The sequence below is a fragment of the Extibacter sp. GGCC_0201 genome, assembly GCF_017566055.1.
Taxonomy (GTDB): domain Bacteria; phylum Bacillota; class Clostridia; order Lachnospirales; family Lachnospiraceae; genus Extibacter.
Genome location: NZ_JABFCH010000001.1, coordinates 174,804 through 190,425, shown reverse-complemented (window position 1 = coordinate 190,425; position 15,622 = coordinate 174,804). Strand labels below are relative to the sequence as shown.

Genomic DNA, 15,622 nt, shown 5'->3' with positions numbered 1-15,622 from the left:
GATATAATAGATGCAAATTCAGATTTTAAAGAGGAGGAATACGTTGTGAAATATATTCTTGCTTCGGCTTCGCCACGCAGAAAAGAATTATTAACGCAGGCCGGCTTCGACTTTGATGTCATGCCGGCTGATATAGAAGAAATAATGGCCGGGAATAATCCCCCGGAGATTGTCATGAACCTGGCCCGCCAGAAAGCGCTGCACGTATTCAAGACGCTGCCGGGGGAGTCGTGCACTATTATCGGCGCAGACACGGTTGTCGTATACAATGGCGAGATACTTGGAAAGCCTTCCGGTGCTAAGGAAGCCTATGACATGCTTTCCCTGCTGGCGGACCGTACCCATCAGGTTTATACCGGCGTATCTCTCGTAACGGGCAGCGCCAAGGCACCGGATATCCGAACTTTTTATGAAAAGACAGATGTAACGTTCTATCCTGTTACCCGCCAGGATCTGCAGTCCTACATCGCGACAGGAGATCCTTTTGACAAAGCAGGAGCCTATGGCATCCAGGGGCCCTTTGCCATCCATGTAAAATGTATAAAAGGTGACTATAACAATGTGGTCGGTCTTCCGATAGCACGTCTGTACCACGAATTAGACAGGGGTATATGCCATGAGCAATAATCTGCACAGGCAGAAACATGAAAAATCAGCGTTGAAAATCTCACTGGCCGGCGGAACCGTCTTTGTCATACTGGAGTTCATCATGGCTGTGTACACAAGTTCACAGGCGGTTCTTCTTGACGCGCTTTATGACGGCGTCGAGCTGCTTATGATATTCTTCTCTCTGTTCCTCGTACCGCTGCTTTATAAGCCGTCAAGTGAAAAGAGGCCATTCGGCTATATGCAGATAGAGTCTTTGTTCATGGCTGTAAAGGGCACCATCATGGCCTCGGTAACCGTAGGCCTGATTGTCAACAATATACAGATTATGCTGCACGGGGGACGACATGTCAGCTTTTCCACTATTGCATATTTTGAACTGTTTGCCTCAGTCCTGAGCGTCGCTGTCATCGTCCTGCTGCGCCGTATGAATGCCAGGCTTTCTTCTCCGATTGTCAGCATGGAGATTCAGGAATGGAAAATCGATGCGGCTGCTTCGCTCGGAATGACAGTTGCCTTCTTCCTGCCTGCGGTTATCACCTCAGACTCCTTTGCAGCGTTCACCCCTTATCTGGATCAAATCATAGCAGTCGTACTTTCCCTCTTCATGCTCCCTGTGCCTGTCCGCACTGTCATAACAGGGCTCAGAGACTTGTTCCTGCTTCCCCCCGAGGAAGAGACAGTCTGCCGCATCAAGGCGATTATCACACCGATTCTGGACGCGTACGGATATGACAGGCTGTACTTTGATATCGTCCGGACAGGCAGAAAACTGTGGATTAGCGTATATATTACATTTGACCGGGACGAGATATCCATCTCCCGCTTTAAGATTGTGCAAAATCTTATCAATCAGGCACTTGCAAAAGAATTTCAGGACTTCTATTTTGAACTGCTTCCAGATATTGAAATTACAGAGGACAGAGGGCATGTCATCTAGCTGCTTAACCCGCTTTGGCCGTCTGTCCTCCTGCCACCTCTTCAATGGCTTCACTCATAATGCCCATGAGTTTATCCACGTCCCTCTTTGTGGCTGTCAACGGCGGAATCATCCTGTTGACACTGTCACCGATAGCTGTAATCAATGCCCTTCTTTTCAGGGCTGCACGTTTTACTTCTCCGGCAATCGGAATATCGTATTCACACCCTGTCAGCAGTCCCCGCCCCCTCGTTTCTATTACATGCGGCAGGGCTGCAAGCTTCTTCTGCAGGTATTTTCCTACCTTTTCCGCATTTGCGCTCAGGTCCTTATCCAGAATCTCCGATGTGGACGCCAGCGCGGCTGCGCATGCGAGCGCATTTCCCCCATAAGTGGACCCATGGCTTCCTGCACCGAGCGCCTCCGCTACTTCCTTCCGTGCGCAGCATGCTCCGATAGGCATGCCGCCTCCCATGGCCTTTGCCATGGACACTGCATCCGGCCTGACACCATACCCCATATATGCCATCACTGTCCCTGTGCGTCCCCAGCCTGTCTGCACCTCATCGAACAGCAGAAGCATCTCATGGTCGTCGCAGAGCTTCCTAAGCCCGGTCATGAATTCCTGTGTCGCAGGATACACGCCTCCTTCTCCCTGTACAGGCTCTATCATGACAGCTATCGTGTCTGGAGTCACCTTAGATGCAAAATCGTCCAGATTGTTGAATTCTGCGTAGGTAAAACCAGGTACCACAGGCATGAACCCCTGCTGTATGGCACTGCCGGGCTGTCCGGTCGCCGACATGGCCCCATACGTCCTCCCGTGGAATCCATTTTTTGCGGTGATGATATGATAACGGTTCTTACCATATCTGTCCGTACCGTATTTTCTTGCCATCTTGATCATACACTCATTCGCTTCCGTACCCGAATTCTGGTAAAATATCTTATCCATTCCTATCGCGTCGCATATCTTCCTGGCAAGCAGCGCCTGGGGCACCGTATACGGATAGTTAAACGTATGTACGATATCGTCCGCCTGCTCCTTGATTGCCTGTATGACCTTCTCGTTTCTGTTGCCGGCGCTGTTGACTGCCACTCCTCCGTAAAAGTCAAGGTAAGCATTCCCTTTCTCGTCATAGAGGTACATCCCTTCTGCCCGCTCTGCGACAAAATCATATCTTGGATAAGTCTCCACCATGTACTTGTCTGTCAGCGCTTTCAGCTCTCTGGCCGTAAGTCCCGTATCCTTAAGTCTCATACTAATCTCCTCACTTTCTCTACTGCCTGACTTTTTGCCGTCTACCTTATTCACAGATCCTGCAATGAAAAAAGGACGCCGTATATAAAATACGACGTCCTCGTCTGTGACATTTACAGTATAAACCTTCCCCGGGTCCTCGTCAACAACTGTTTCTAAAACTTTTGCGCGGGCTGGGAAATTGTACATATCATTCTTTAGACAGCTTGTCCATCAGCTTATCTTTTACCTGCCACACACGGTCAGGTATATCTTCTTTCTTCTCCCGGTATAAGGTGATGAAGAAATCTGTCGCATAGACGACAATAACGACAGTTCCGCCTATTTTTCCTATCATGACAGGGATTACATCCACAATCCCGACTATCATATTCTGGAGGAACGCAAATAACGCAAGCGTGTAGAACCCCCAGGCGATAGAACTTTCCAGACATATGATTCCTTTATAATTAAATGGTTTCCTGCGGTAATCCCACCATATCTCGCCGAATATCTTGTTCATGATACCTGCTGTTATAAATTCTATGGATGTTGCAAGCAGCATTCCCATGAAAAACAACTTCACCGGATGCTCGCTGTATGGCTGCAGCATGAAAAAGACGGTCAGCGCACCGACGCCATAGATAGGGCAGACCGGGCATCTTGCAAATCCGCGGTTAGTAATCTTACGGTTGCACAATGACATATAGACCGATTCTACAAACCATCCGAGTATACTGTACACGAGGAACCACAGCACGACATGATACGCACTCCAGCCGAATATCACTTTGTTCCACCACATCTTTACCACCTCTTCGTTCTTCCTGAGTATTCTGCCGACATGTTCCATCAACGTAAAAATAGAGTGTTGTACCCCAACACTCTATTTATCTGCACATATTAGTTATACTTACGTTTTCTAGCAGCTTCAGACTTTTTCTTACGTCTTACACTTGGCTTTTCGTAATGTTCTCTTTTACGAATTTCCTGCTGAATGCCAGCTTTGGCGCAGTTTCTTTTGAATCTGCGTAAAGCGCTATCTAACGTCTCGTTTTCTTTAACGATTACATTTGACATAGACTCACACCTAACCTCCCTCCAGTCCTATATTGTGCACCATACGACTGTTCGGGTATATTTATTGCACTACATAAGATTATATCACATATTTCTACTACGTCAATATTTTTTCAGTATTTGCTGTAGTTTTTTTCTGATCTTTCTTTTTCTTGACTACCGTATATACCGGAAGTCCCACCAGCATGATGATGATACTGCCCACCGAAAGTACCGTAGACTGCAGGCCTGACATGAACAGCTGGTTGACGATGACGTACACTCCGCTGACAACCGCGATAATCGGTACGACTGGATATAGCGGGACCTTGTAGGTCCTCACCGCATCCGGGCGGTCCTTTCTGAGCTTCATTACGCCGATGAAGGTCAAGGTGTAGAACGTCCAGCTTGAGAATACCGCAAGGTCCGTGAGCAGGTTGAACTGCCCGCTGATAGCATAGATACAGCCGATCCCCCCGACAAGGATGATGGAATTCGTAGGAACCTGTGCGTTGTTCAGCCTTGCAAGATTTCTGCTGAATGGGAAATTGCCTTCCGCCGCCAGGGAATACGCCACCCTGGATCCAGACAGGACAAAACCGTTGCAGGCGCCGAATACGGATATCATGATGCCGACCGATATGATCTTCCCGCCGATGTCTCCGAATACCTTCAGCGCCACCGCTGACGCAGGCGCCGTAAGGGACGCCAGTTCGCTTGCGGGAAGCACCCACAGGTACGCGATGTTGATGATAAAGTATACGCCCATGATTACAGATACTCCTCCGACAATCGCAATCGGAAGGTCTCTACTCGGATTCTTCATCTCTCCGGCAATCGCGCCGACACCGGTCCAGCCCTCAAAGGCAAATAATATGGCAACCATCAGCTGTCCAAGTACCACTGCCGGACTCAGTCCGTCTCCTACCATGGGGCTGAAAATCGGGTTGGCACCACTGCCCTTTACAAATCCAAAGACCATCAGCAGAACGAGTGGAATCAATTTACATACCGTAAAAATGACCTGTATGCTCCCGCCGACTTTGGAACCAAGATTGTTCAAGAATATAATCAGGATGATGATACCTATCGCAAGCGGAACCGTAAAGCCCTCCCCGATAAAAAGCCCTGCCTGCTGGGCACATACGACCGCAAGTGCCGATATCATGGCCGGATAGAATAGTATCGTCTGCACCCATCCCGCCAGAAAGCCGACAACCGGATTATAAATCTCTTCCAGATACGCCACCATGCCTCCTGTCTTCGGTATCATGATAGCCACTTCCGCAAAGGTAAGGGCAGCTGCAATGCTCGCAAGCCCCGTAATGACCCAGGCAATCATGCCAAGCCCCGGCGCTCCTCCTGTAGCAGTATAAATCGCCTGCGGCTTAAAGAACACGCCGGACCCGATAACACAGCCAACAACCAAAGCCATGGCAGTCGCCACACCCAAGTTCCTCTTCAATTCCTTTTTCTGCTCCATAATCATTCTCCTTAAATTTTCATAGGGGTCAGACCCCTTTGTCCACAGGGGTCTGACCCCTATGAAGATTTCCAAACTATTCAGACAATACAAAAGAGGGTATAGGCATACTTATAGCGTATCCTATACCCTCTGTATTTTTACCTGAAAGCTTTACTTCTACGGTGGCCTTTAAAGGCTCTTTCCAGAGTTCCATCCGCGGCGGGTACCTGAACCTGAAAGTTTCTTGGAAAGATTAGGTGCCTCTCCAATTGCTTCATCGGTTTTCTGCTGAGAATCAGACAGAAATCTTCCTCGCCGTTTCACTTGGCTTTATTCTTTTCTTAGTATATGTGTCCCATGTAAATTTGTCAACCATAGTTATTTTTATGACGTTAATCTTCTGACAATGAAGTCTGTAATTTATGATAACTGCCCTTCTAGCACTTCACCTGCTTTGGCAATGGCATCATCGATGCCGTCCGGATTCTTGCCTCCGGCCTGCGCCATATTCGGGCGACCGCCTCCGCCTCCGCCTACGAGTCCTGCGATTGCCTTGATGAGATTGCCTGCATGGGCCCCTTTGTCTATGGCTCCTTTTGTCGCGGTGGCCATGAGATTCACCTTTCCACCACTGGCGGATGCTATCACTATCACCCCGTCTCCAAGCTTCTCTTTCAGCTGGTCACCCAGGTCGCGGAGCCCGTTCATATCCACCCCTTCTACTTTTGTCGCAAGGAGCTTCACTCCGTTCACTTCTACAACCTGATTCATCACATCTCCCATGGCATCCTGGGCCAATCTGCTCTTAAGACTTTCCACTTCGCTGTGAAGCGTTTTATTTTCCGCCTGGAGATGTGTAATCTTCTCCGCCAGCTTATCCGGTGCGGCCTTGACAAGCTTTGCCGCCTCCACAAGTCTTCTCTCCAGTTCATCATAGTAGTTCAGCAGCCCCTTGGATGTCAATGCCTCAATCCTTCGTACGCCCGCTGCAACCCCTGTCTCAGAAATGATTTTGAATGCGGTGATGACACCGGTATTCTCCACATGTGTTCCACCACAGAACTCTACAGAAAAGTCTCCCATGCTTACGACACGGACAATGTCACCGTATTTCTCCCCGAAGAGTGCCGCAGCACCTGTCTTCCTTGCCTCTTCAATCGGCAGGTTCTGCACTTTGACTGAAAGCGCGGCCATTATCTGACTGTTGACAATATCTTCTACCTGTTTCAATTCTTCTTTTGACAATGCGGAGAAATGGGTGAAGTCAAAACGGAGCCGCTCTGCATTTACAGAAGAGCCTGCCTGCTCTACATGCGTTCCAAGAACCGTACGAAGCGCCTTATGGAGCAGATGTGTCGCGCTGTGGTTTCTTGCAGACAATGCCCTGACTTCCTTATCGACCTCAAGTGTAACCGTATCGCCCGTTTTAATCATTCCCTTTTCCACATAGCCGACATGCCCTATTTTTCCGCCGAGCAGCTTTACCACATCCTCAACACGGAACTCCCCGTCTGCAGTCCGTATATAACCTTTATCGGCTTCCTGTCCGCCGCTCGTGGCATAGAAAGGTGTCTTCTCTGTAAATACAGTTCCCCTCTCTCCGTCAGACAATGCGTCTACCACTTCCGTCTCTGTCGTGAGAACGGTCACGCCGGACGTATACGACAGATTGTCATAGCCGACAAACTCCGAAGAGACACCTGGGTCGATGGACTCATACACTGTTGCATCCGCCCCCATATAGTTTGTCACTTCTCTTGCCTCTCTCGCTGTCCTACGCTGCACTTCCATCGATGCCCTGAAGCCGTCTTCATCGACAGACAGCCCCTTTTCTTCCAGAATCTCCTTTGTAAGATCCAGCGGGAATCCATACGTATCATACAGCTTGAAGGCATGGCTGCCGGTCAGTGTCTTTTCACCCTTTTTATCCATCTCGGCCTCCATCTCGGCAAGGATGGTCAGCCCCTGGTCTATCGTCTTATTGAACTGTTCCTCTTCTTTGGCAATCACCTTGAAGATAAAGTCTTTCTTCTCTTCCAGTTCCGGATATCCGTCTTTGGAACCATCGATAACTGTCTGTGCGAGCTCAACGAGAAATTCTCCTTCCACACCAAGCAGCCTTCCATGGCGGCATGCACGGCGCAGCAGACGGCGCAGCACATATCCTCTTCCTTCATTGGACGGCATGATTCCGTCTGAAATCATAAAGGTCACGGAACGTACATGATCCGTGATAACACGCAGAGACACATCCGTCTCATCGTCCTGCCCGTATTCCGTCTTCGTGATGCGGCAGACATGGTCTCTCAGCGCTTTGATTGTATCGATATCGAACATGGAGTCTACGCCCTGTACGACACAGGCCAGACGCTCCAGACCCATGCCGGTATCGATATTCTTCTGCTCCAGCTCGGTATAATTATTGTTGCCGTCATTGTCGAACTGGGTAAATACATTGTTCCATATCTCCATATAACGGTCACATTCACATCCCACCGTACAATCCGGACTGCCGCAGCCATATTCAGGCCCCCGGTCATAGTACACCTCCGAACACGGTCCACACGGCCCGGAACCGTGCTCCCAGAAGTTGTCTTCTTTTCCAAAACGGAAGATCCGCTCCGGTGTGATTCCTATATCTTTATTCCAGATTTCCCATGCCTCATCATCGTCCAGGTAGACGGACGGATACAGCCTGTCCGGTTCAAGCCCGACCACTTCTGTGAGGAACTCCCATGTCCATCGGATAGACTCCTTTTTGAAATAATCACCGAACGAGAAGTTTCCAAGCATCTCGAAAAATGTTCCGTGTCTGGCGGTCTTGCCTACATTCTCTATATCGCCGGTACGGATACACTTCTGACATGTGGTGACTCTTTTTCTCGGCGGAATCTCCTGCCCTGTAAAATATGGCTTGAGCGGCGCCATGCCCGAATTGATCAGCAATAAGCTCTTGTCATTGTGAGGTACGAGCGAAAAACTCTTCATTATCAGATGTCCCTTGCTCTCAAAATACTCCAGGAACATTTTCCTCAATTCATTTACTCCGTATTTCTGCATATTTGCCCTCCTGCTTCTATATCCAAAATACCCGGCAGCCACAGGCATCCGGGACAATTTGATACTTAAGTCTTAATTATAAAGAGAACCCGGCTGTTTGTCAACGGGCGGGGACAGGGCAAAATAAGTTTGGGACGGGGGAAAATCAATTTTCCCCCGTCCCAAACTCATTTTTTTGCCCTGTCCCTTATTTCAGCTCTATCTCTTCTAATTCCTTCGGCGGCAGCTGTTTTGACGATGCTGACACGAATTCTTTTATCTTTTTCTGTGCCTTCGCGACCTGGATATTGGTTCCGGCTCCGGCCACGCATCCGCCCGGACAGCCCATCCCCTCGATGAGGCAGCCATTCATCTTGCCGGCCTTGGCAAGCGCCAGCGTCTTCTTGCACTCTGCCAGTCCTTCTGCGTGTTCGATGCTCACGTCCACGCCCGGATAATATTCTTTCACGCATTTTTCGATTGCTTCTGCCACGCCCCCGGCCACCGCATAACCGCGCCCGGCTCCGGTCGCGTTGTGAAAGGACGATTCCGCTTCGTATTTGGACAGGTCAATGTCCCTCGCATCAAACATTGCCTGAAGCTCCTCAAAGGTGACGACAAAGTCTACGTCACTGCGAACGGTCCTTCGCATCGCCTCCAGCTTCTTCGCCGCGCACGGGCCGATAAATACCACCCTCGCTTCTGGATGTTCCTGCTTTATCGTCCGGGCGGTCGCGACCATCGGCGTCAGTTCCTGGGACACCTGGTCTATCAGGTCCGGAAAATACTTCTTCGCAAGCATGGCCCAGGACGGACAGCAGGAAGTGAGAAGAAACGGAAGTTCGCCTGTCGTCACTTTATTGACATAGTGGTGCGCCTCTGCCACCGCGCCGATATCAGCTCCGAGCGCCACCTCATACACCTCTGAGAATCCCAGTTCCTGGAGTGCAGCCTTAAGATTTCTCGGCGTGATATTGTCACCGAACTGCCCGGCAAACGCAGGGGCAATCTCGGCCACAATCTCATCACCTTCCGTCAAAGCCCGGGCAAGCTGGAATATCTGCGACTTGTCGGATATGGCGCCGAATGGACAGCTTACCATACACATGCCGCAGGATACGCATTTGTCATTGTTGATACGGGCACGCCCGCAGCTGTCCGACTCAATCGCTCCGACTCCACAGGCTTTCTGGCATGGACGCTCCTTCTTCGAGATGGCATCGTACGGGCAGACGGACTTGCATTTTCCGCATTTGATGCATTTATCCTGGTCTATGTAAGAACGGCCTTTTATCATGGAGATGGCATCCTTCGGACAGACTTCCATGCACGGATGTGCCAGACAGCCCTTGCACATATTGCTGACCTCATATCCCCGCTCCTCGCACGCCTCGCATGCGGAAGGTATCACCTGCATGAGAGGCGGTTCATAATACTTGTCCGAGATATTGCTCGATTCCACGCCCGCAGTCAGATGGACCGGCTTATTTTCCGGACGCAGCGAAAGCCCCATAGCCAGCCGCAGCCTTTCCCTGACTACTGCCCGGGCCCTGTATACGCTCTCCCTGTACTTTGCCGTATCCTCGTTCACCATCTTATATGGAATCGCTTCCATGTCATCATTCAGCGTCCCGGCATTCGCCTTAAACCCAAGCCTGGCAACCTCCTCGAATACTTTTCTTCTCAGCTTCCTGACCGTCGTATCCAGCCCTCTCATCATATGGCAGTTTCCTCCTGATTATCTTTCACTAATTTGTTCCTGCCAACACTATACTGAATCGTTAAAATACTGTCAATATGCAGACATGTATTTAATCAGAAACATTCGTCACTTCGCTGTGTGCAGGACGTCCTGCGCATAATATACAGACTGCATCGCGTCTTTTCCATAATAGTCGGCTCCAATCATATCCGCATATTCCTCGTTTAATACAGCACCGCCCACCATGACCTTGCAGTCCGGCTTTTCCTGTCTGAGCTGCCGAATCGTCTCCTCCATGCTGACGACCGTCGTGGTCATAAGTGCACTTAAACCCACGAGACGCACGTCTTCTGCAACTGCCCGTTGGACTATCACCTCCGGCGCCACATCTTTGCCAAGATCGATTACATCAAAGCTGTAGTTCTCTAGCAGTACTTTCACAATGTTTTTGCCGATGTCGTGGATATCTCCCTTGACGGTAGCCAGAAGCACCTTCTCCTTCTTCTGTGCCGCTTCACCGCTTTTGGCCAGCTCATCTTTAAGCACCGCGAATGCGAGCTTCGCCGCATCTGCACTCATAAGCAGCTGCGGAAGGAAGATGGTTCCCTTTTCAAACCCTTTCCCCACCGCGTCAAGAGCCGGTATGAGGTGTTCGTTGATGATGGCAAGCGGTGCCTTTTCTATCACAAGCCGGGCCGCCGCCTGATACGCCTCTTCCTTCAACCCTTTCTCTATGGCGTCTTTGAGCGGCATCTCTCCCGAAGGCTGCACGGATGGGGCAGGCGCTTTCTGACTGCCATACTGCACAATATACTGTTCACAGTTCTTGTCATGGTTCATGAGTGCGCAGAAGGAGTAATAAGACCGCATCATATCTTCTGAAGACGGATTGATAATCCCCGCGCTGAGTCCGCACTGCATCGCCATCGTATAGAAATTGGCATTGATTGCAGGGCGGTAAGGCAGGCCGAAAGATATGTTCGAGACACCGAGCACCGTGCGGACACCATAGTGTTCGGTCACCTTCCGAAGCGCGTCCAGCGTAATCTTTGCACCTTCCGGCTCTGAACTGATTGTCATGGCAAGCACATCGATGACAATATCTTTCCGGTCGATGCCGTACTTTTTCGCTTCGTCGATTATCCTGCCGGCAACCTTAAGCCTTCCATCCGCCGTGTCCGGAATGCCGTCCTCATCAATCGTCAGTCCGATGACTACTCCGCCGTATTTCTTTATGAGCGGAAATACGGTGTCCATGGATTCCTGCTTCCCATTTACAGAGTTCACCATCGGCTTTCCGTTATATATGCGCATAGCCGCTTCCATGGCAGTTATGTCTACCGTGTCAATCTGGAGCGGAAGGCTTGTGACGCTCTGCAGCTCACATACCACCTCTTTCATCATGGATACTTCATCTATATCAGGAAGCCCCACGTTGACATCCAGTATATGTGCCCCTTTATCCTGCTGCGTGATTCCTTCCCGCAGAATGTAATCCAGGTTATGATCCTTCAGCGCCTGCTTGAACTTGCTCTTTCCCGTCGGATTGATCCGCTCGCCTATGATGACCGGCCGGTCTCCGATAACGACACCCTGCCCATAGGAAGATACGATGGTATCTCCTTTTTCTACCGGCGACTTTGGCCGCATTCCCTTACATCTGCCTGCCATAGCCTTGATATGCGCAGGTGTCGTTCCGCAGCATCCCCCGATAACGCAGGCGCCTGCTTGTACGACCTGGTGCATCGCCTCTGCAAAATGCCCGGGATCCACGTCATAAAACACCTCCCCATCCTTCTGTTTCGGAAGCCCCGCGTTCGGCTTCACGATAACAGGTATGGAGGCGTATCTCATAATCTCATACAGTACGGGCATCATCTGCTTTGGCCCCATCCCACAGTTGATTCCGAGGGCGTCTACCCTAAGCCCCTCCAGCAGGGCCACGACAGACAACACATCTCCACCTGTCAGGAGCTTGCCTCTCTCGTCAAAAATCATCGTTGCAAATACCGGAAGATCCGTGTTCTCTTTTACTGCCAGAACGGCCGCCTTCACCTCATACGTGTCGCTCATCGTCTCGATATGGACAAGATCTGCTCCAGCCTCCTCCCCATAGCAGACGACCTCTTTAAAGGCTTCATAGGCATCCTCAAATGCCAGATCCCCCATCGGCCTAAGCAGCTTGCCCGTAGGTCCGATATCAAGTGCAGTATAGGTCTCGCGCCCGTCAGCCACACCAAGCTTCGCAGCTTTCTTGACGTTTCTGACGGCAGCGGATACGATGTCCTTTAGATGGTACTCTGTATCATGGAACTTCAGAGCGTTAGCACCAAATGTATTCGTCAGCACGATATCACTGCCGGCTTCAAAATACTGCCGGTGGATGTCGATGACCTCTTCCGTGCGTATCAGGTTCCACGTCTCCGGCAGTTCCCCCGGCCCAAGCCCCTTTGACTGGAGCAGGGTGCCCATGCCTCCGTCAAAATATAATAGTTCTTTTCCAAGTCTCTGTGATAACATCTACTTTCTCCTTTGCCATTGTCTTCCTTCATCTTCTGTAAGGACAATCTGTCATCTTGCACACCTCACAGCCTTTTCTGTGGCACGGTTCCTTCCTCCTGCTCATCCCTATGATTGCCGTGACAGACTTCATCGGCGTCAGCATGCTGCTTCCGGTCATCGTCAGTCCAATCTTCTTGGCTGTGTCAAGCATCCGCAGAATCTCTTCCTGATGTTCTATCGGAAAGTCTCCGTAACCCGGGCTGAACCGTGGGCGGAGATACAGGCCCTGCCGGGCCGCCTCCTGCTCTATCTCAAGCTGGCAGCTGTCCAGATATTCTTCCAGCAGGGCGGCGGCACACGACTGTACGACAACAGCCTTGGCCATATTCGTGATACTCAGTTTCTTCATATACCTGTCTATCTCGATGCCAAGCGTCGCCCCGAGCACGGCTGCCTTACTGCAGCCATTTATATTTCTGCCAAGGCTTCTGCTTCTGATGCATATATTCCCTATCTCTATGCAGTCCTGCCCTTTCATCGTCAAGTCAAAAATGCGGTAGACGATTCTCCTGGCTGCCAGCAGGTCCAGCTCTTCAAATGCTTCCCCGATCAGCGCAAGTGTATAATCATCTACCGCATGTCTGCCATAACCCAAGTAACGAACTGCTTCCTTCGTCCTTGTATCCATGTCTTCCCCTTATGCTTCGCTTATACTTTTACTATTTCCGACAGATTATACATGATTGCCTCTGCGACTTCCGGCTTGTTCATGGAATAGATATGTATGTTATTAATCCCATTGGCAATCAAATCAATTATCTGGTCGGTCGCATATGCGATTCCGGCCTGCTGCATCGCCTTCGGATCGTCTCCAAAGCGGTCTACGATGGCACGGAACCTCTCCGGCAGCGCTGTTCCTGATAAAGAGCATATTCTCTTCATCTGTTTGGAATTCGTCACCGGCATGATGCCCGGGAGCACTGGTACAGTAATTCCCTTTTCCCGGATACGGTAAAGAAAGTTATACAGGATATTGTTGTCAAAGAACATCTGCGTCGTGAGAAAGTCAACCCCGCATTCCACCTTGTTCTTCAGATTCTCAATATCGTCTTTCTTATGTTCCGTCTCCACATGCCCCTCAGGATAGCAGGCCGCTCCTACGCAGAAGCTGCCCTGGGACTTTATATCCTGAATCAGTTCATATGCGTATTTGTACTGGTTTGATACAGGGAACTGCACGTCATCGGGTATATCGCCGCGAAGACCCAGTACATTTTCAATTCCCTCTTCTTTCAGCTTTCCAATCACCTGCCGTACTTCATCCTTAGTGGACGATGCGCATGTCAGATGTGCCAGGCTTACCACTCCCAGATCATTTTGTATATGGGATGCAATGTTGACTGTATTCTTGCTCGTGCCGCCGCCTGCACCATAGGTTACACTTATAAATGACGGTTTTAATGCTGCTATTTTTTCTGTCGCAGACAGCACACTTTCATATCCTGCATCCGTTTTTGGAGGAAACACCTCAAACGAAATGTGTGGTTCCTTATCCTTCAGTATCTCTTTTATCTTCATCTGTTCTCCTCTTGATGTAATCTTCCCCACTGCTGCTAACAGAGTATGCTTTCGTATAAATCTTCATATTGCTTTGCAGAATTCTTCCAGGAGAAATCCTTCTGCATGCCTCTTTCCACTATCTTGTTCCAGTCTCTCTTCTTATCGTAATAGATACGTTCTGCATAGCGGATCGTACCGAGCATCTCATGGGCATTGTAGTTCATGAAGCTGAATCCGGTACCCGTCTTTTCAAACTCATTATATGCCTCCACCGTGTCTTTCAGGCCGCCCGTCTCTCTTACAACCGGAACCGTCCCGTATCGCAGGCTCATGAGCTGGCTCAGTCCGCAAGGTTCAAACAGTGACGGCATCAGGAACGCATCGCAGGAAGCGTATATCTTATGGGACATCGGCTCTGAATAGAATATATTTGCAGATACCTTATCCGAATACTTCCAGGCATAGTGCCGGAACATGTTTTCATACTGCTCTGCACCCGTGCCAAGTACCACGAGCTGTACTGCATCCTGGCACAGTTCATCCATGACATAAGATATCAGGTCGAATCCCTTCTGGTCTGTCAGCCTTGACACGACTCCGATCATCATCACGCGGTGGTCGGCTTCCAGACCCAGCTCCTTCTGAAGCGCAATCTTATTTTTCACCTTTTCCTTTCGGAAATTGTCTACCGTATAATTCCTCTCAATGTGCGGGTCGTCCGCTGGATTATAGTCTTCATAGTCAATACCGTTCACGATACCGGACAGGCTGTTGGCTCTCGCATTCATGAGCCCGTCCAGCTTCTCTCCGTAAAACGGTGTCTTAATCTCTTCTGCATAAGAGCTGCTCACTGTCGTAATCCGGTCAGCGTATACGATGCCGCCCTTGAGATAATTGGCATCTTTATACGCTTCCAGCTTATCTGGTGCAAAGTAATATCTCGGCAGCCCGGTTATATCCATTACTCTCTTCGTATCCCATGTTCCCTGAAACTTCAGGTTATGTATGGTCATGATTGTCTTTATGCCCCTGTAGAATTCATTTCCATATCGGAAATTATCCAGGTATACCGGGACGAGACCGCTCTGCCAGTCATGGCAGTGCAAAATGTCAGGTCTGAAATCGATCAGCGGCAGTGCGCTGAGAACTGCTTTTGAAAAGAATGCAAACTTTTCAATATCCGAATACATATCCCCATATGGTGTAAATCCATTAAAGTAGTATTCATTATCTATAAAATAGAACGTAATTCCATCGTATTCTAATTCCAGTATCCCAACGTATTGTGTCCTCCAGTTCAGATCCATATAGAAGTGGGTACAGTACGTCAGTTTTTCTTTCCATTCATCCTTCATGCACATATACTTCGGTAACATCACTCGTACGTCATACTTTTCTTTATCAAAGTACTTTGGCAAAGAACCGACTACATCGGCCAGCCCCCCGGTCTTTATAAAAGGTACTGACTCAGAAGCCGCAAATAATATTTTTTCCATCAGAATTTCCTCCCAACCTCACGATATGTATTAT

12 protein-coding genes and 1 riboswitch are annotated in these 15,622 nt (G+C 49.6%); of the genes, 2 read left to right on the top strand and 10 right to left on the bottom strand.

The window, feature by feature from the left end:
• Positions 1–45 precede the first annotated feature (45 nt).
• Together HJV72_RS00880 and HJV72_RS00875 are read left to right on the top strand one after the other, a co-directional pair.
• Complete coding sequence (locus HJV72_RS00880) at positions 46–627, top strand: Maf family protein (RefSeq protein WP_208067926.1); 582 nt, start codon at positions 46–48, stop codon at positions 625–627.
• Positions 617–1,546: a cation diffusion facilitator family transporter gene (locus HJV72_RS00875; protein ID WP_208067925.1), complete on the top strand. Its 930-nt coding sequence runs from the start codon at positions 617–619 to the stop codon at positions 1,544–1,546. The genes HJV72_RS00880 and HJV72_RS00875 overlap by 11 nt, the downstream gene beginning before the upstream one ends.
• Before the next feature lie 4 nt (positions 1,547–1,550).
• On the opposite strand, the gene HJV72_RS00870 is transcribed toward HJV72_RS00875, so the two are convergent.
• The 10 genes from HJV72_RS00870 to glgA form a co-directional block, all read right to left on the bottom strand.
• Complete coding sequence (locus HJV72_RS00870; RefSeq protein ID WP_208067924.1) at positions 1,551–2,786, bottom strand: aspartate aminotransferase family protein; 1,236 nt, start codon at positions 2,784–2,786, stop codon at positions 1,551–1,553.
• 190 nt (positions 2,787–2,976) lie between these two features.
• Positions 2,977–3,570: a putative ABC transporter permease gene (locus HJV72_RS00865; RefSeq protein ID WP_208067923.1), complete on the bottom strand. Its 594-nt coding sequence runs from the start codon at positions 3,568–3,570 to the stop codon at positions 2,977–2,979.
• 98 nt (positions 3,571–3,668) lie between these two features.
• Positions 3,669–3,845 carry a 30S ribosomal protein S21 gene (gene rpsU, locus HJV72_RS00860; protein ID WP_004054229.1) on the bottom strand — a complete coding sequence of 59 codons (177 nt, stop codon included), beginning with the start codon at positions 3,843–3,845 and terminating at the stop codon, positions 3,669–3,671.
• Between the two features lie 97 nt (positions 3,846–3,942).
• Entirely contained in the window at positions 3,943–5,307 is a 1,365-nt protein-coding gene (locus tag HJV72_RS00855) for an APC family permease (protein ID WP_208067922.1), read from the bottom strand.
• A gap of 122 nt (positions 5,308–5,429) precedes the next feature.
• A riboswitch (glycine riboswitch) is annotated at positions 5,430–5,505 on the bottom strand.
• Between the two features lie 204 nt (positions 5,506–5,709).
• A complete protein-coding gene (alaS, locus tag HJV72_RS00850) occupies positions 5,710–8,349 on the bottom strand; it encodes an alanine--tRNA ligase (RefSeq protein WP_208067921.1) in 2,640 nt (879 codons plus the stop codon).
• A gap of 187 nt (positions 8,350–8,536) precedes the next feature.
• Positions 8,537–10,048: a 4Fe-4S dicluster domain-containing protein gene (locus HJV72_RS00845; RefSeq protein WP_208067920.1), complete on the bottom strand. Its 1,512-nt coding sequence runs from the start codon at positions 10,046–10,048 to the stop codon at positions 8,537–8,539.
• Positions 10,049–10,156: 108 nt separating this feature from the next.
• Entirely contained in the window at positions 10,157–12,550 is a 2,394-nt protein-coding gene (locus HJV72_RS00840; RefSeq protein WP_208067918.1) for a homocysteine S-methyltransferase family protein, read from the bottom strand.
• 28 nt (positions 12,551–12,578) lie between these two features.
• The gene (locus HJV72_RS00835; RefSeq protein WP_208067916.1) at positions 12,579–13,220 is read right to left on the bottom strand and encodes a vitamin B12 dependent-methionine synthase activation domain-containing protein; all 642 of its coding nucleotides are present in this window, start codon (positions 13,218–13,220) and stop codon (positions 12,579–12,581) included.
• Between the two features lie 20 nt (positions 13,221–13,240).
• Positions 13,241–14,110 carry a methylenetetrahydrofolate reductase [NAD(P)H] gene (gene metF, locus HJV72_RS00830; protein ID WP_208067914.1) on the bottom strand — a complete coding sequence of 290 codons (870 nt, stop codon included), beginning with the start codon at positions 14,108–14,110 and terminating at the stop codon, positions 13,241–13,243.
• A gap of 35 nt (positions 14,111–14,145) precedes the next feature.
• Positions 14,146–15,588, bottom strand: coding sequence for a glycogen synthase GlgA (glgA, locus tag HJV72_RS00825; protein WP_208067912.1), 1,443 nt, complete (start codon positions 15,586–15,588; stop codon positions 14,146–14,148).
• Positions 15,589–15,622 lie beyond the last annotated feature (34 nt).